The 16,475-nt window shown below is 68.7% G+C and carries 16 protein-coding genes; 4 read left to right on the top strand and 12 right to left on the bottom strand.

Features of this window, described 5'->3' with window-relative positions:
• Positions 1-513 precede the first annotated feature (513 nt).
• Entirely contained in the window at positions 514-1,386 is an 873-nt protein-coding gene (locus tag V7067_RS01825; RefSeq protein ID WP_334174164.1) for a pirin family protein, read from the bottom strand.
• A gap of 279 nt (positions 1,387-1,665) precedes the next feature.
• Here V7067_RS01825 and V7067_RS01820 point away from each other — a divergent pair, with 279 nt between their 5' ends.
• Both V7067_RS01820 and V7067_RS01815 read left to right on the top strand, forming a co-directional pair.
• On the top strand, positions 1,666-2,772 hold the full coding sequence (locus V7067_RS01820; RefSeq protein ID WP_334174163.1) for a TerC family protein: 1,107 nt from the start codon (positions 1,666-1,668) through the stop codon (positions 2,770-2,772).
• A 96-nt stretch (positions 2,773-2,868) separates the two neighbouring features.
• Positions 2,869-3,510 carry an exopolysaccharide biosynthesis protein gene (locus V7067_RS01815; protein ID WP_334174162.1) on the top strand — a complete coding sequence of 214 codons (642 nt, stop codon included), beginning with the start codon at positions 2,869-2,871 and terminating at the stop codon, positions 3,508-3,510.
• 44 nt (positions 3,511-3,554) lie between these two features.
• Here V7067_RS01815 and V7067_RS01810 read toward each other — a convergent pair whose 3' ends face one another.
• Together V7067_RS01810 and V7067_RS01805 are read right to left on the bottom strand one after the other, a co-directional pair.
• Complete coding sequence (locus tag V7067_RS01810; protein ID WP_334174161.1) at positions 3,555-4,772, bottom strand: MFS transporter; 1,218 nt, start codon at positions 4,770-4,772, stop codon at positions 3,555-3,557.
• The gene (locus V7067_RS01805) at positions 4,765-5,814 is read right to left on the bottom strand and encodes an aldo/keto reductase (RefSeq protein WP_334174160.1); all 1,050 of its coding nucleotides are present in this window, start codon (positions 5,812-5,814) and stop codon (positions 4,765-4,767) included. The genes V7067_RS01810 and V7067_RS01805 overlap by 8 nt, the downstream gene beginning before the upstream one ends.
• A 180-nt stretch (positions 5,815-5,994) precedes the next feature.
• Between V7067_RS01805 and V7067_RS01800 the strand changes: the two genes are divergently transcribed.
• Positions 5,995-6,894, top strand: a complete 900-nt coding sequence (locus V7067_RS01800) for a LysR family transcriptional regulator (protein WP_334174159.1) — start codon at positions 5,995-5,997, stop codon at positions 6,892-6,894.
• A 12-nt stretch (positions 6,895-6,906) separates the two neighbouring features.
• On the opposite strand, the gene V7067_RS01795 is transcribed toward V7067_RS01800, so the two are convergent.
• From V7067_RS01795 to V7067_RS01785, 3 genes are read right to left on the bottom strand one after another with little or no spacing between them, the layout of a single operon-like run.
• Complete coding sequence (locus V7067_RS01795) at positions 6,907-8,151, bottom strand: Zn-dependent hydrolase (RefSeq protein ID WP_334174158.1); 1,245 nt, start codon at positions 8,149-8,151, stop codon at positions 6,907-6,909.
• Positions 8,148-8,810, bottom strand: coding sequence for a TenA family protein (locus V7067_RS01790; RefSeq protein ID WP_334174157.1), 663 nt, complete (start codon positions 8,808-8,810; stop codon positions 8,148-8,150). Before V7067_RS01790 ends, V7067_RS01795 begins: the two co-directional genes overlap by 4 nt.
• Position 8,811: 1 nt before the next feature.
• The gene (locus V7067_RS01785; protein WP_334174156.1) at positions 8,812-9,654 is read right to left on the bottom strand and encodes a BtpA/SgcQ family protein; all 843 of its coding nucleotides are present in this window, start codon (positions 9,652-9,654) and stop codon (positions 8,812-8,814) included.
• A 23-nt stretch (positions 9,655-9,677) separates the two neighbouring features.
• Between V7067_RS01785 and V7067_RS01780 the strand changes: the two genes are divergently transcribed.
• Positions 9,678-10,580 (top strand): PfkB family carbohydrate kinase, encoded by a 903-nt coding sequence (locus tag V7067_RS01780; protein ID WP_334174155.1) that lies wholly within the window; start codon positions 9,678-9,680, stop codon positions 10,578-10,580.
• Positions 10,581-10,610: 30 nt separating this feature from the next.
• Here V7067_RS01780 and V7067_RS01775 read toward each other — a convergent pair whose 3' ends face one another.
• Genes V7067_RS01775 through V7067_RS01750 form a run of 6 tightly spaced genes read right to left on the bottom strand, consistent with a single transcriptional unit; the run spans position 10,611 to position 16,245 of the window.
• Positions 10,611-11,378 (bottom strand): glutamine amidotransferase, encoded by a 768-nt coding sequence (locus V7067_RS01775; protein WP_334174154.1) that lies wholly within the window; start codon positions 11,376-11,378, stop codon positions 10,611-10,613.
• Between the two features lie 34 nt (positions 11,379-11,412).
• Positions 11,413-12,480, bottom strand: coding sequence for a phosphotriesterase-related protein (locus V7067_RS01770; protein WP_334174153.1), 1,068 nt, complete (start codon positions 12,478-12,480; stop codon positions 11,413-11,415).
• The gene (locus V7067_RS01765) at positions 12,477-13,490 is read right to left on the bottom strand and encodes an ABC transporter permease (RefSeq protein WP_334174152.1); all 1,014 of its coding nucleotides are present in this window, start codon (positions 13,488-13,490) and stop codon (positions 12,477-12,479) included. The genes V7067_RS01770 and V7067_RS01765 overlap by 4 nt, the downstream gene beginning before the upstream one ends.
• Complete coding sequence (locus V7067_RS01760; protein WP_334174151.1) at positions 13,487-14,266, bottom strand: ATP-binding cassette domain-containing protein; 780 nt, start codon at positions 14,264-14,266, stop codon at positions 13,487-13,489. Before V7067_RS01760 ends, V7067_RS01765 begins: the two co-directional genes overlap by 4 nt.
• Positions 14,263-15,216 (bottom strand): substrate-binding domain-containing protein, encoded by a 954-nt coding sequence (locus V7067_RS01755; protein ID WP_334174150.1) that lies wholly within the window; start codon positions 15,214-15,216, stop codon positions 14,263-14,265. Before V7067_RS01755 ends, V7067_RS01760 begins: the two co-directional genes overlap by 4 nt.
• 33 nt (positions 15,217-15,249) lie before the next feature.
• Positions 15,250-16,245, bottom strand: coding sequence for a LacI family DNA-binding transcriptional regulator (locus tag V7067_RS01750; protein WP_334174149.1), 996 nt, complete (start codon positions 16,243-16,245; stop codon positions 15,250-15,252).
• Positions 16,246-16,475 lie beyond the last annotated feature (230 nt).

The following is a 16,475-nucleotide window of genomic DNA, read 5'->3' as shown; positions in this document are numbered from 1 at the left end:
GTCCAAAACGACCGTCACCCGACTCCCGGGCAGACGCCGAAGGCACCGGTCTGCCTGTCCGGCGGAACAGCGCTAAACGGAACCCGTCGCCGGGCGGGCACAGATCAGCGCAGCCGGGCCTCAAGGGTGCCGAGGGATGGCGGCGACCTTATCGGCGATCTCATCGACAAGGCCGCGGTGATGACGCGCGGCGGCGGAAGCCGAGCACAGCGCCCATGCAGCGCGCCACGAGCCCGTTCTCACAGGCAGTGCGGTCGAACGGCATACCGGCCTGAAGGTGCAGATCGAACGGAGCGCACGGCGCTGTGTCTGCCACGAGTTCGATACCGGGCATCATCAGCCCTGCCCCGCACATGTCGCCGACGATGGACGAGCCCGCCGGCAGGAGGCCCTGCCGGCGGGCGATAAAAGCCGATCCGATGCCGTGGCACGCGGCACTGCCGCTGCTCAGCGCGCAGAACCGGCGGGGCCTTACGGATCGCTGCGCGAGCCGGCCTACGGCGGTGCCCGCCTTCACGCCCCGGCGGGGCGGATGGTGCCGAAGCGGCCGCCGTTGAAATCCTCCACGGCGGCGATGATCTCCGCCCGGGTGTTCATCACGAACGGGCCATGGCCGAACACCGGTTCGTCGATCGGCGCGCCGCTCAGCACCAGCACATGGGCCTCGCCCTCCGGCAGGATGCGCAGCCCGGTGCCGGTTCGGTCGAACACGGCAACGTCGGCCTCGCCGAGAACGCGGCTGTCGTTGACGCGCACCCGGCCGTCCAGCACCACAACGAAGGCATTGTGCCCGTCCGGCACGGTCAGCTCCGCTGCCGCGCGGCCGGTGAGCTGGCCGTCCCATACATTCACGGGTGTGAAGGTGCGCGCCGGACCGCGGGCCCCGGCGAGCGCGCCGGCGATGACGCGCACGGCCCCCGCCCCGTCCGGCAGGGCGACGGCGGGAATGTCCGCCGCCCGCAGCGACTGGTAGCCCGGTGCACTCATCTTGTCGCGCGCCGGCAGATTGACCCAGAGCTGCACCACACAGAACGTTCCGCCCTTCGCCGCGAAAGCCGGTGCGTGGAACTCCTCATGCAGGATGCCGCCCGCCGCCGTCATCCACTGCACGTCGCCGGGACCGATGATGCCCCCTGCCCCGGTCGAATCGCGGTGCTCGACTGCGCCGTCATAGACGATCGTTACCGTCTCGAACCCGCGGTGCGGATGCTGGCCCACGCCGCGGCGCGCGGTGGTGGGGGCAAACGCCAGCGGGCCGGCATAATCCAGCAGCAGGAACGGACTGAACGTTGCCGCCTGCGAATAATCGAACAGCGTGCGCACCGGAAAGCCATCGCCCACCCAGTGGCGGTGATGGCTGCCGGTAATGCCGGTCAGCGTCTTCATGACATCTCCTCTGCGGGCCGGGCCCGCCTGCATTTCAGGAACCCGATGCCCGAGATAGTCCGGCCAGTGGCCGCGTGCAGCCGTGCGCGACGGGGAAAGACTGTCTCCGCTGCAGCAACGGGCAGCGTCGATTTTGGCCCCTGCGCCTTGAATGAGCGGCGGCGGCGCCCATATGCCGGGTAACCCATGGGTCCGGGCCCCTCTGGCAAGAGCCTGCCGGCGCTCTTGCGATGTCGGACCGTCATCGACATCGCTCGCCGGCCCGGGGAAGGTCCGGTCATGGATCTCGCGCTCCTTGCCATCGATACAGGCCGGGTGGCCATCGACACGCTGTGGATGGGCAAGCCCGTCTGGATGTGGCTGGCGTTTCTGGCGCTCGTCATTGCCATTCTGGCCTTCGATCTCGGCGTGCTCCACCGCCACAATCATGAAATTTCGGTGCGTGAAAGCCTCCTGCTTTCCGCGTTCTACATCTCGCTCGGCCTCGCCTTCGGCGGCTTCGTGTGGTGGTCGCTCGGCGACGAGGCCGGCCTTGCCTATGTGACCGGCTTCGTCGTCGAAAAGACGCTGGCGCTCGACAACGTCTTCGTCATCGCGCTGATCTTCAGCTATTTCGCCATTCCCCGGCTCTATCAGCATCGGGTGCTGTTCTGGGGCATCCTCGGCGTGCTGGTGCTGCGCGCCATCATGATCGGCGTCGGGGCAACGCTCGTCGCCCGCTTTGAATGGGTGCTGCTGATCTTCGCCGCCTTCCTCGTCTTCACCGGCATCCGCATGCTGTGGAGCGAGGAGAAACCGGCCGAGATCGGCGACAATGCCCTGATCCGCTTCATGCGCCGCCGCCTGAACGTGACCGACCGGCTGCACGACGATCGCTTCTTCGTGCGCCAGCCGCACCCCGGAACCGGCCGCACGGCGCTGTTCGTGACACCGCTGTTCATGGCACTGGTGATGGTGGAAGTGGCGGACATCGTGTTCGCGGTGGATTCCGTGCCGGCGATCTTCGCGATCACCACGGATCCGTTCCTCGTCTACACCTCCAACATTTTCGCCATCCTCGGCCTGCGCGCCCTCTATTTCGCGCTGGCCGCCATGATCCACCGCTTCCGCTACCTCAAGCCGGCGCTGGCGATCGTGCTGATCTTCATCGGCGGCAAGGTGTTCGCGGCCGAGTTCATGGGGCTGGAGAAATTCCCTGCGCTCTTGTCGCTCGCCATCACATTTGCCATCATCGCCGCGGGCGTCGTGTGGAGCCTCGTGCGCAGCAGCGCCGAAGACCGCACGGTTCTGCAGCCCGCGACCGGAGACCGTTCGACCGGGGAACACCCAACCGGGATCGGCGCGGGCGATGAGCGCGCGTCGGATGCGGTGCGCCCGGGCCGATGAGAGCGGGGCCGCGCGCGGCCCCTCTCCGCCTCTTTCGCAAGCCCTTTTCGCAAGCCTCTTTCGCAAGCCTCTGCCCGGTGATCAGACGGTGCTCCTGTGACCTTCGCCCCCGAACCCTTCTCGCAGCGCTGGATGGCCTCTGCCGCCCTGCAGTCCCTGTCGCTGCGCGTCGACGGCCGCGAACAGGTGACGATCGGCGAGGTGCTGGATTGCCTCGGCCGCACCGGCGTGGGGCTGACGATCGTGCTGCTGTCGCTCATCACGCTGATCCCCATTCCGGGGCCGCTCGGCGTCGGGCTCGGCACCTGCCTCGCCTTCGTCGCCCTGCAGGTGATGGCCGGCAGCCGCCGGCTCTGGCTGCCGGAGTGGCTGCGCCGGCGCCATCTCTCCCCGCCCCTGCTGCAGAAGATGTGCGCCAGGGCCACCCCCTGGCTGCAGAAGGCGGAGCGCCGCATGCGCCGGCGTCGGCTGAAGGGGCTGACCGGCACGCTGGCCCGCAGCCTGATCGGCCTGCTCATGGTGCTGCTCGGCATTGCCATTGCTCTGCCGTTGCCGACGGGCAACCTGCTGCCGGCGATCTCGCTCATTCTGCTGGCACTGGCGATGACAGCGCGCGACGGCATGGCCATGCTCGCCGCGCTGGGCGTTTCGGCGCTGGCGCTGGCATGGACCGGTGTGTTGCTGGTGGCCGGTGCGCAGATCACCGACCGCCTGCTGACGTGGACCGGCCTCGCCTGAGACCGGCCGGCCCGCCCGTTTCCGGGAAAATAAACCGGCGCCGTTCAGGCGCCGGCCTTCTGCCGGCCTGCGGCCCGCGTCTCCAGCCCGTAGAGCGCAAGGGCACCGAGACCCAGCGCCGTGCCGGTGGCCGCCGTCGCGGCCCAGCCGCCATGGTGATAGGTCAGCGTGCCGAGCATGGAGCCGATGGCCCCGCCGACGAACACCAGTGTCATGTAGACACCGTTGACCCGTCCCCGCACCGCCGCGGGGGCGGCAAAGATGATGCGCTGGCTGACGACCTGATTGGTCTGCACCGCCGCATCCACCACAACCATCAGCACGGCCAGCGAAATCAGCATGCCGCCGGCCGCCGCCCAGCCGGAAACGAGGCTGCCGACCCCGACGAGCAACATCGACAGCACCGTTGCCAGCCCGCTGCGGCCGGCATCGGCCAGCCGGCCGGCCAGCGGTGCGGCCAGCGCCCCGCCCGCCCCGGCGAGAGCGAACAGGCCAATGGCCCGGTCGCTGAGGCCGAAGCGCTCGGCCAGCATCAGCGGTGCTGCCGTCCACAGCAGATGAAAGGCGGCAAACAGCAGCGCCTGATAAAGCGACCGCCAGCGCAGCACCGGCAGTGTCTTCAGCAGGTCGGCCATCGACAGCAGAATGGCGCCGTAGCTCAGCCCCGTCTGCGGCCGGTGATGCGGCATGAGGCGGGCGAGCAGGCCGGCCACCGCCAGCATGACGACCGCCGACAGGACGAAGATTGCCCGCCAGCCGAATGCCGAGGCCACGAACAGCGACAGCGGCCGTGCCAGCATGATGCCGGAGAGCGCGCCGGCCATGACATTGCCGATAACGCGCCCGCGGGCCTTCGGCGGCACGAGGCTGACGGCGAAGGGAATGAGCACCTGCGCCCCGCACGAGCACAGCCCGACCAGCAGCGAGGCGATGAAGAACGGCACGACGTGGGTTGAAAACGCAACGCCCGCCAGCCCCAGCGCCGTCAGCCCCATCAGCGACAGCACGAGGCGGCGGTTTTCCACCCGGTCGGCCAGCGAGACCAGAAACAGCAGCCCCAGACCGTAGCCGATCTGGGTGACGGAAACGATGGCGCCCGCATATTCCACCGAAATGCCGATGGCCGGAGCAATGGAGCCGATGAGCGGCTGGGCATAATAGAGGTTGGCAACCAGCGAGCCGGCGGCAAAGGCCACGACCGCGATGAGGGCGGCAGACGGCGCCTGCGGCGCCGCCTCCGTCTGATGGACGATCTCAGCCATTTTCACCCTTCAGAATGCCGACCCCGGAATCCGGGCCGGTCTGCCGTGCCAGCATCCACCCCGGATATTCCGCCGGCAGCGCGCTCACGGCTTCGAGCGCGGCCAGTTCCTCCGGCGCGAGCGCCAGCGCGGAAGCGGCCAGATTGTCGTCAAGCTGGGCGGTGTTGCGCGCCCCGATGATGGCGGACGTCACGAACGGGCGGCTCATGACGAAGGCCAGAGCCACCTGCGCCACCGACACCCCGTGAGCATCCGCAACCGGCCGCATCGCATCGATGCAGTCGAAGGCCCGGTCGCGGTTGACCGGCGGAAAATCGAAACTCACCCGGCGGCTGCCGTCCGGTCCGCTGCCATCGCGGCCATATTTGCCGCTGAGCAGGCCGCCGGCAAGCGGGCTCCACACCATCAGCCCCACTTTTTCGGCCAGCAGCAACGGCGCAATCTCGCGTTCCAGATCGCGGCCGGCCAGCGTGTAATAGGCCTGCAGGGTGGCCGGGCGGGCAAGGCCCAGCCGGTCGGCAAGGCCGATCGCTTTCATCAGCGCCCACGCCGGCCAGTTGGAAAGGCCATAATAGCGGATGTGCCCCTGCCGGATCAGATCGTCCAGCGCCTTCAGCGTCTCTTCGATGGGGGTTACCGCATCGAAGCCGTGGATCTGGTAGAGATCGACATAATCGGTGCCGAGCCGTTTCAGGCTGGCGCGGATGCCATCCATGATATGCCCGCGTGAGGCGCCGCGGTCGTTGACGCCCGGCCCTACCCGGCCGAACACCTTGGTGGCCAGCACGAAATCGGTGCGTGGCCGGCCGGAATTGCGCATCGCCCGCCCGGTGATCTCCTCCGACAGCCCTTCCGAATAGATATCCGCCGTGTCGATGAAATTGACGCCGGCCTCTGCCGCGCGCGCCACGATGGCATCGGCACCGGCCTGTTCCAGATCGCCGATGGCCGGCCAGAATCCGCCGCGGCCGCCGAACGTCATGGTGCCCAGGCAGATTTCGGAGACGATGAGGCCCGTCCCGCCCAGTGTCTTGTAGCGCATGATGTCACCTGCTGGTCATGGTCCCGTGAAGAACGCGGCAGCCCCCGCCCCGCCGGGGCGGCGGCCGGCCCGTCCGCCGGTGTCATCTGGGGTGCCGGGGCCGGCCCGATAACCGGGTCGCCTCTTCATGAGCTGTTCAGCCGGGCTATATAATCGCCGGTCGGGGCAAGGGAGCAAACGATGGCACGCAGCGATGCATTCGACGGACTGACCGAGTTTCTGGCCATTGCCCGGGCGGGTTCGTTTCGCGCCGCCGCCATTGAACTGGGGGTGACCCCGGGGGCCGTCAGCCAGGCCTTGCGGGCGCTGGAAACCCGTCTCGGAACGCCGCTGATGGTGCGCACGACCCGCCGCATCGCGCTGACGGAAGCCGGCGGACACCTGCTCTCCCAGCTGGGGCCTGCCGCGGACATCATTGCCGGCACGCTGGAGACCCTGAGCACGCAGGGCCCCAGCCCCGCCGGCACACTGCGGCTGCTGGTGCATACCATGGCCCTGCAGGCGGTGCTGCGGCCGGTGCTGCCGGCCTTTCGCCAGCGCTGGCCGCGACTGAAAATCGAAGTCACGGTCGATGCCACCCATGCCGATCTGGTGAGCGGCGGCTACGATGCCGGCATCCGCGTCGGCGAGTTCATTGCGCGCGATATGATCGCGCTCCGCGTCTCGCAGCCGTTCCGCTGGATGGTGGTCGGCGCGCCCGGTTACTTCGCCCGCCACGGCCGCCCGGCAACGCCGGAGGACATTGCCCGCCACGAGTGCATCCGCTACCGCCGCCCGGATCGCGGCGATGTCTACCGCTGGGAGTTCCAGCGCGGCGGACAGGGCTTCAGCATCGATCCGCCGGGGGCCGTCGTGGTCAACGACGGCACGTTGCTGGCCACGCTGGCGGCCGAGGGCGCGGGCCTTGCCTACACCTCCACGCTGAGCGTGGCGGGCGATCTGGCGCGCGGGGCGCTGGAAACCGTGCTGGAGCCGTTCTCGCCGCCGGCCGACAGCCTCTACCTTTATTTCCCGCGCGCCAGCCGCGGCCAGCCGAAGCTGCGTGCCTTCGTGGAAGCCTGCACCCGCTGCACGCGCTGAAGCGCGGGCCCGTTACAGACGGGCGAGGATCTCTTCCACCCCGGCCCGCAGCATCTGCGCCCCGGCCACGACATTGCCGTCGGGCACGAACTCGGCCTCGTTGTGGCTGAGGCCGTCCCGGCAGGGCACGAAAATCATGGCGGCCGGCGCAACGCGCGCCAGAAACAGCGCATCGTGAAACGCACCCGACACCATCGACCGGAATGCGAACCCGGATCTCTGCGCCGCCGCCTCCAGCGCCGCGACCAGACCGGCATCGAAGCGGGCGGGCGGCATGTCGAACAGGCGGCGCATCTCCGCCGTGCAGCCGGCCGCGCCGGCGGCCTCGCGCAGGGTTGCGGCGATCTCGCCTTCAAGGCGGTCGAGAACCGGGCTCTCCGGGTGCCGCAGGTCGATGGAGAAGGTGACCCGTTCCGGGATGGCGTTGACGACACCCGGCGCGACGTTCATGCGGCCGACCGTGAAGCGGGCCGCCTCATCCTGCGGCATCACGCGGCCATAGAGCCGGCCGAGCGCGGCGACCGCGGCCGCCAGCGGATCGCGGCGAAAGGCCAGCGCCGTGGTGCCGGCATGGGCCGCCTGCCCCTCCACCGTCACTTCGAACCACCGGGTGCCCTGAATGCCGGTGACGATGCCGACGGGAAGTTCCGCCCGCTCAAGGGACGGTCCCTGTTCGATATGCAGTTCCAGATAGGCGGCCACCGTAAAGCCGGTCGGCCGTATCGCGGCCTGCGGCAGGGCGGCCAGCGTTGCGGCAAGCTCTTCGGCAAAGCGGCTGCCGTCGTGACCGGTCAGGCCATGCCACGCCGCCGGCACGGCGCCTGCGGCAAAGGCCATGGAGCCCATGCAGCCGGGCTGGTAATGGCTGCCCTCCTCGTTCGTCCACGCCACCACCTCCACCGCGCGGGGCGTTTCGATACCCGCGTCGGCCAGGCTTTCCAGCACCTCCAGCGCCGACAGCACGCCGAGGGCACCGTCGAACCGCCCGCCCGTGATCTGGCTGTCGAGATGACTGCCGATGACCAGCGGCGGCAGGGCCGGATCCCGCCCCTCGCGGCGCAGGAACAGGTTGGCGATGGCGTCCTGATGAACGCTGAACCCCCGCGCCGCGCCGATGCCGGCCAGAAGCGCGCGCGCCGCGCGATCCTCCGGGCTCAGCGCCTGCCGGTTGACGCCGCCCTTTGCCGTCGCGCCGATGGCGGCGAAAGCGGCCATGCGGGCAAGCAGGCGCTCGCCGTCGATGGGCGGCGCGGTCACGGCCGGTCGCTCCCGTAGGCTGCGGTGTGGAAGGCCACCTCCAGCGCCTCGGCCCGGCCGAAGACGGCGGAAAGATGCGCCGCGGCGGCCTCGCCAAGCGCCGGGCCGGCGGCATCGAGTTCGTCGCGCAGCCACCGGGCCTGCGCGGCAAAGCCCGGCGCGGCATGCATGTCGACCCACGCCCGCAGCAGCGGATCGGAGACCGGCCGGGCCGCCGCCCGGCTGCACCAGGTGAAGTACATCCATTCGGCCGCGAACATCGCGGCCACGATATCGAGATAGTCGCCGTCGCGGGCAATCGCCAGCATGCCGTCGCGGAAGGCGACGACGGCGGGGTCGGAGAGATCGCAGGCGGCCGGATCGATGCCGCGCGCGGCAAAGGTGGTTTCGAAATAGCCGATCTGCTCGTTTGCCAGCGCATCGAGCACGCCGATCAGTTTGCGGCGGGCGGCAATCGCCGGCGCCTTTGCCACCGCATAGGCAAAGATGGCAATGGCGGTTTCCACGAACGCGCCCTCATAGACGAGATAGCGCTCGAACACGGCCTTCGGCAGCCGGTCCGCCTCGATATCGGTCACGAACCGATGGCCGGTCATGGCCGCGAACACGGCGGCGTTATCGGCAAGAATGCGCTCGGAAAGCGATCGGCTGGCAGGCATCTCAGGGCTCCAGAAGCGGGGCGGCAGCGGCAACGAGACGGGCGACGCGGGCGGGTTCCACCGGATTCCACCACACCCCGCCGGTTTTGAGCGACGAGGCGACGATGGCGCCGGCCGTGCGCGACAGGATGGCGGCGACATTGTCCGGCGTCACGCCGGAGCCCACCACCACCGGCAGGTCGGTGGCCGCGGCGATTTCGCCGATCTCGCCGAGGTCGGCGGCATCGCCGGTGCGCTGGCCGGTGGCGATCACGGCATCCGCATCGAAGAAGGCGAGATCGCGGGTCAGTTCGGTCACCGAGCGGTCGGCCGTGATGGCATGGGCACCGTGCTTGACGTGGCTGTCGGCAAAGACCCGCACGTTTTCCGCCCGCAGCAGCGAACGATACCGCATCGCCTCCGCCGCCCGGCCTTCCATGAAGCCCTCGTTCGCCACATAGGCGTTGGCCCACTGGTTGACGCGGATGAACTGCGCCCCGCCGGCCACCGCCACAGCAAAGGCCGGCACCGGCGCATTGGCAAGCACGTTGACCCCCATCGGCACCCCCGTTGCCCGGCGCACCCGATCGGTGATCACGGCCATGAAGGCCGCGGTTTCCGGGCCGATATCCTCCGGCTTGGAAAACGGAATATCGCCGTGATTTTCCACCATCAGACCGTGAAAGCCGCCTTCGATAAGGGCCTCCGCATCGCGCATCGCGGCATCGTATATGTCATCCATCGGCCCAGCTTTGTATCGCGGTGCGCCCGGGAACGGATGACAATGAATCATACCAATAAGAGCCTTGTCACGGCCGAATATTTCTCTTATTGCGCTGGGCCGATGGTCTGAAACAGGCTGCATATCAACTTTTCCGGAAAATGGTCATGCGGGTCTTTGTTGTTGGAAACGTAGCGCTCGATGAGACGCTCCTGCTGGCCGACTGGCCCCGACCGGGGGCCTCCGTGTTCGGCCGGGCGCTTTCCAGCGACCTTGGCGGCAAGGGCGCCAACCAGGCGGTGGCGATGGCCCGCGCCGGTCTCGACGTGAGCCTGACGGCCGCCGTGGGCTGCGACGGGAGGGCGCAGACCCTGCGCGGACGGCTGGCCAGCGAGGCGGTCGGCGCCCGGCTGATCGGACGGCCGGATCTGGCAACCGACACCTCGCTGGTGATGACCTGCGGGGCCGAGAACATGATCGTCACCACCGTTGCCTGCGCGGAATCCGTAACCCCGGCAGAGGCCGCCGCAGCCCTTGACGAGGCCCGCCCCGGCGATCTTGCGGTGCTGCAGGGCAACCTGACGGAAGCCGCCACCGCCGCCGTGCTGGAGGCCGCCCGCGCCCGCGGCATCGTGAGCGCGTTCAACCCCTCGCCGCTGCGCCCGGCCTTTGCCGGCCTTGCCGGGCGGGCCGGCATCGTGTTCGTCAATGCCGGCGAGGCCGAGGCCCTGACGGGCCGGACCGGGGCTGCCGCGGCAGCCGCCCTTGCAGCCCGCGGCGCCGGCACGGTGGTGCTGACGCTCGGGGCGGAAGGCGCGCTGCTGGTGACCGGCGGAGCCGCCGGAGCCCGCTTCGTGCCGGCCGTGCCGGCGCAGGCCGCCGACACCACCGGCGCCGGCGACTGCTTCATGGCCACGGTGCTGGCCTCCGCCCTGCGCCGCGGCGGCCAGCCGGACGAACAGGCCCTGCGCCACGGCGCGATGGCCGCGGCCATCGCGGTGTCGCGGCCGGGCACCTGCGCGGCCTTTCCCGATGCCGCAACCATGGCCGCCATTCTCGCCACACCGTGAACCGCCCGGCCACACCGAACCGCCTGCGCCTCAGCGCGGATCGGTCAGCCAGCCGAGCAGGTTCTTCCACAGCCGGCCATAGCCCTCCCACGCGCAGAAGGCGGGCGAGAGCCAGTGCGGGCCGATGTCGGAGGTCCATGCCGCCGTGCGGCCCTTGCCGAAGGTGCCCAGAACCAGCAGCGGATGGGCACCCTGATCGGCCGGCAGGCGGGCGACCACGGTGGCGCCGTCGCGCACCTCAACCTCGTTGACACCCAGCAGCGGCGGCCATTCGATGCCCGTCAGACCGGCCATCACCGGGTGCTGCGGCAGCAGGATATCGGCGGTGGTGCCTTCCGGGATCTCCACGCGATCGTCGTAGGGCAGGCAGGTGACCGGCAGAGCCTCTTCCACCGCCGTGCGCCGCCAGCGCGCCTTGCCGTCGATGCCCTGAAAGGAAAAATAGCCGCCCACCATCAGCAGGTTGCCGCCGGCCTCCACGTAGGCGCGCAGCAGCTTCAGCCGGTTCGGCACGGTCTGCGAGTGCAGCCACACCGCCGGCGGCAGCAGCAGCGAGTTGGCGCCGATATCCGACAGGATGATGGCATCGTAGGCGGCAAGACCGGCGGCCTCGAACGGCAGCTTCTCCACCGCTTCATGGGCGGGCATGTAGGTGAGCTCGAACGCACTGCCCTCCAGCGCCTTCACCAGCGGTTCGGCGCCAAGGTGGAAAGTGACGCTGCCGAACTGATCGAAGCCCTTGAAGTGCGTTGCGGAGGTGACCCAGCTTTCGCCGACGAGCAGGATTTTCTTGGTCATTGCGGACTGTCTTTGTTCAGGTCTGGGAAAGGGATCAGGCGGCGCAGAACACCGACCGCGGATTGTCGTGCATGAGGGTGGCGAGGGCCGCCTCGTCCACGCCGTGACGCTTCAGCCGCGGCAGAAAATGACGCACGACGAAGGCGTAGCCATTGCCGCCATAGCGGGTGAGCATCATCTTCAGGAACACGTCGTGGGAGAGCAGGATCCGGCCGAGATGGCCGGCCTCGATGAGGCGCACGATGCCGCGCGCGGCCTCGTCGTCGCTCGGGCACTGCACCTGCTGGTCGGCATAGAAGAAATCCATGCCGATCATGTCATATTCAACGAACGCGCCGCGGGCGGCCAGCGAGGCCTGATAGGCGAAATCGTCGTGCGAGGGGTTCATGTGGCAGAGCACGGTGTGCCGCAGGTCTGCCCCCTCACCTTCCACGATATCAAGCACTTCGTGGCCGAGGCGGAACCAGCCCGGCAGGTGCACCATCAGCGGCAGACCGGTCAGGCGCTGGGCGCGCGCCGCCCCGGCGAGCGACTTGCGCTCTTCCGCCGTGAACGCCGCCGAAACGCCGATCTCGCCGATGAGCCCGACGCGGGCATCCGTGCCGTCGACGCCCTCGGTCGCCTCGCGCACGATCTCGGCCGCAATGTCGTCGGCGCTCATGGCGGCGACCGCGGCGGGATGCGACGAGGCGAGGTAGTAGCCTGCGCCCATCACGATGTTGAGGCCGGTCGCCCGGGAGATGCGCTGCATGGCGCGCGGGTTGCGGCCGATGCCCTTGCAGGTCGGCTCCACCACCGTGCGCCCGCCGACATCGGCAAAGCGCTTCAGTTCGGCGATGGCCGTGTCCTCTTCGTCGAGGGTGATGTTGTGGCGGTTGACGAACGGATCCTGCCGCAGCTCCGACAGCACCTCCATGCAGACGAGGGAGGAGGCAAGATACTGGCGCCCGGGCTCTTGCGGGCGGTTCCACCAGCAGGTGCAGTCGTTGAGAATGTGCTCGTGCATCAGCGTCAGGCCGAGACCGGCCGCCGGCACGGGACCGTTGACGGTCATGACGAGGCCGGAGCGCACATGCGCCGGCGACAGCGGAGCAACCGTCATTTCGACCTGCCTCCCTTGAGACCCGGCAGGCGCAGCCGCGTGTTGAAGAAGCGCGTGTTGAGCCAGATGGCGACGAGGATGATCGCGCCGGTGACGATCTGCGTGAAGAACGGTGAAATATGCATCAGGATCAGACCGTTGCCGATAACGGCAATGGTCAGCGTGCCGAGCACGGTGCCGACGATGGTGCCGCGCCCGCCGGTGAGCGAGGTGCCGCCCAGCACCACCGCAGCGATGACCTGCAGCTCGAACCCCACCGCGGCATTCGACGAGCCGGACCCGAGGCGCGCGGCGATCAGCAGGCCCGCCGCCGCCGAGGCGACGCCGCACAGCATATAGACCGAGGCGATGATCCACTGCGCCGGCATGCCGACCCGCCGCGCCGCCTCCATGTTGGAGCCGACCGCCACCACCCGCCGGCCATAGCGCGCGGCGTGCAGCACCACGTAGCCGATGACCGCGGCGAGCACCGCAATCAGGGCCGGCACCGGAATGCCCAGCAGGTCGCCGCGCCCGAACCAGAAGAAGCCCGCGGCATCCTTGATGGGAATGGAATAGCCCTCCGTCATCCACAGCGCGAAGCCGCGCAGGATGGAGAGACCGGCGAGCGTGACAATGAAGGCCGGCACGCCCTGATAGGCGATGAACCAGCCCTGCGCAAAGCCGATGGCCGCGCCGAGCGCCAGCATGGCCAGAGCCGCCAGCGGCCACGGCAGGCCGGCGGCCATGACGATGGCCGCCAGCGCATTGATGAGCGCCACCTGCGAGCCGACCGACAGGTCGATGCCGCCGGTGACGATGACGAACGTCATGGCCACCGCCACCACCAGAATGGGGGCCGCCTGCCGCAGCACGTTCAGAATGTTGCCGGCGGTCAGGAAGGTGGGCGTGCCTGCCGTGAACACCAGCACGCAGGCCAGAAAGAACACCGCGATCGACAGGATCTGCGCATTCTCGGCAATGAAATCGGCCACGGGGGATCCCTTGGCCCGTTCGGTATAGACGGTCACGGGTGCGCCCCTTCTCCGACGATGAGCCTGACGAGGTCCTGAAGGTCGGTCTCGCCGATGCGCCGTTCGGCCACCTTGGTGCCTTCGTACATGACGGCGATGCGGTCGCAGACGCGGAAAAGGTCCTGCAGACGGTGGGTGATGAGCACCACCGAAACGCCGCGCGCCTTGACGCGGTTGATGAGCGCCAGCACCGCCTCGACCTCTGCCACGGCCAGTGCCGAGGTCGGCTCGTCCATGATCAGCACCTTGGGATCGAAGGCGGCGGCGCGCGCGATGGCAATCGCCTGCCGCTGACCGCCGGAGAGCTTCTCCACCTTCGCCGTCAGGCGCGGAATGCGGATTTCCAGCGCCGCGAGCATGCGGCGCGCCTCTTCCAGCATCGTGCGCCGGTCGAGCAGCCCGCCCCGCGTCTTCTCGCGGCCAAGGAACAGATTGCCGACCACGTCGATGTGGTCGCACAGGCTCAGATCCTGAAACACCATTTCGATGGCCCGCGCACGGGCATCGGCGGGGCCGGAGAAGGCGACCTTTTCGCCGTCGATGCGGATTTCGCCGCCGTCGGGCAGGTAGGTGCCGGAGATGACTTTGGTCAGCGTCGACTTGCCGGCTGCGTTGTCGCCGACGAGGCCGAGGCACTCACCCGGATAGAGATCGAGATCGACGCCGCGCAGCGCCTGATGCGAGCCGAAGGTCTTCACGATGCCGCGCAGCGAGACCCGGGGGGCAGTCTGCCCCCCGGCCCCGGCGGCGTGAGATGCCGCCGCTTCGCTCATTTGAACACGGCCCGGTAGGGGTCGACGTTATCTTTGGTCACGATGGTGATCGGAACCGACACGGCCTTGTCGACCGTTCCGCCCTTGCTCAGCGTGTCGAGGGCCTTCACCGCCGCCGCGCCCATGCCGGCCGGGTCCTGCTGGACGATGGCCACCACATAGCCCTTGTCGATGCCGTCGATGGCCTGCGCGGTCAGGTCCCAGCCGAACACCTTGATCTTGTCCTGCTTGCCCTGGCTTTCCACGGCCGCGATGGCCCCCATCAGCGCCGGTTCGCCGGTGGCATAGATGGCGGTCAGGTCCGGGTTGCCGGTGATCAGATTTTCGGCCGCGGCGAGCGCATTGTCCTGAATGTTCTGCCCGTCGACCACCGCCGCGATCTCGATGCCGTCCTTGCCCTTGACGGTGTCCTCGAAGCCCTTCTGGCGCACGTTCTGAATGTAGGAGTTGAGCGCCCCGACGATGCCGACCTTCGCCTTGCCGCCGGCATTCTTCTGCACATAGTCGAGGAAGAAGACGCCCATGTCGGCGCCAGCCTTGGCGTTATCGACGCCGACCTGGGCCTTCTGCGGGCCGGCCGGCAGGATGGCGTCGATGGCGACAACCGGAATGCCGGCATCGGCGGCCTGCTGCACCGCCGGCATGATGCCGTTGACATCGATCGCCACCACGATCACGCCGTCGACCTTCTGCTGGATATAGGTCTCAACGGCACTGTTCTGGGCGCTGGCATCGTTGTTGGCGTTGAAGATGACGAGCTTGTCGCCGAGGCTCTGCGCCTCCTTCGCGGCGCCTTCGTTCATCTGGTTGAAGAACAGCGCCTGCTGATTGATCTGCACGAGCGCGAAGGTCTTGTCGGCGGCCTGTGCGGGCTGGGTCAGCGCCGTGGTGCCGAGGGCTGCGAGCCCGAGGGCGCCCAGAACAAGCCGGCGGGTCAGGGTGAAAGCCATGTCGTTCGTCCTCTGTAGTTTTGCGTCGCGGTCTCAGCTCACAGCCGGCGGGGCGACGGATTCCCGCACGACGAGTTCGACGGGCAGCAACTCCGGGGGGCGTTTCTCAGCCGGTTTCTGCCAGTCGGTTTCAAGCAGCAGCGCCAGCGCCCGTGCGCCGAGCGCGCGGATGGGCTGGCGCACGGAGGTGACGGGCGGGGCAAAGAGGTGCAGCGGCCCGACATCGTCGAAGCCCACCAGCGAAACATCGGCCGGCACATGCAGCCCCGCCTCGCGGAACACCTCCATGAGGCCGATGACGATTTCGTCGGAGGTGGCGAAGATGGCGGTCGCCTGACAGCCGCCGGCAATGAAGCGGCGGGCGGCCTCGCGGCCGAACGCGATGGAATAGTCGCCGGTGTGGATGGTGACGTCGGCCTCCGGCCCCAGCCCCTGCTGCAGCCCGCGCAGACGGCCGCGGGCCGAGACCATTTCCGGCGGACCGCTCAGGAACAGCACCCGGCGGTGACCGTTCTCGGCCAGATGCCGGCCAACGAGGCGGCCGCCCATTTCGTTGTCGCAGAACAGCTTCGGCGCCAGCGCGCCGGGCACATCCTCATCGACGACGATCACCCGCCCTGCGCCGCTGATGCGCGCCGCCAGCGTGCCGTCGTCGGGATGGTTGGTGACGAAAATCAGCCCGTCGACATGGTTGCGCTCGATCAGCCGCAGGTAGCCGATTTCACGGTCGGCCCGGTTCAGCGTGGCAAACAGCGACAGTTCCAGCCCGTGGCGGCCGGCCTCTTCCTCCACCGCCGCAACGAGGGTGGCAAAGAACGGATTGGCGATATCCGGCACGACGAGGCCGATGGTGTCGGACCGGCCGCGGCTGAGCCGGCGGGCGTGCGGGTTCGGCCGGTAGTCGAGGGCGCGGATGGCCTCGTTGATGCGGGCGCGGGTGTCCTCCGGCAGCTCCAGCGTGCCGTTCAGCATGCGCGATACCGTTGCCACCGACACGCCTGCGCGCGCCGCCACATCCTTCAGGCTCATCGCCCTGCCCCGCCCTGCCGCGCCGCAGGCCCCCCAACAGGAAGGCGGCCCCGGCTCCGTTCATGCGCCTTGTTAAGCGCTTTACTAAACCGCTTTACCTAAGCGGCTGCCCAAAATGATGTCAAGCCTCATCCGCAGGCGAAAGCGGTGCGAAACGCGCGGCGGGAGCAGGGGAAAAAGCGGCGCATGCCTGCGCAAACACAGCGGAATACGCCGGGCCGGCGCCCGGC

The organism is Pseudoxanthobacter sp., assembly GCF_036822375.1.
Taxonomy (GTDB): domain Bacteria; phylum Pseudomonadota; class Alphaproteobacteria; order Rhizobiales; family Segnochrobactraceae; genus Pseudoxanthobacter.
Note: the sequence above shows the minus strand (reverse complement) of the source record. Positions and strands in the feature narration are given on the sequence as shown.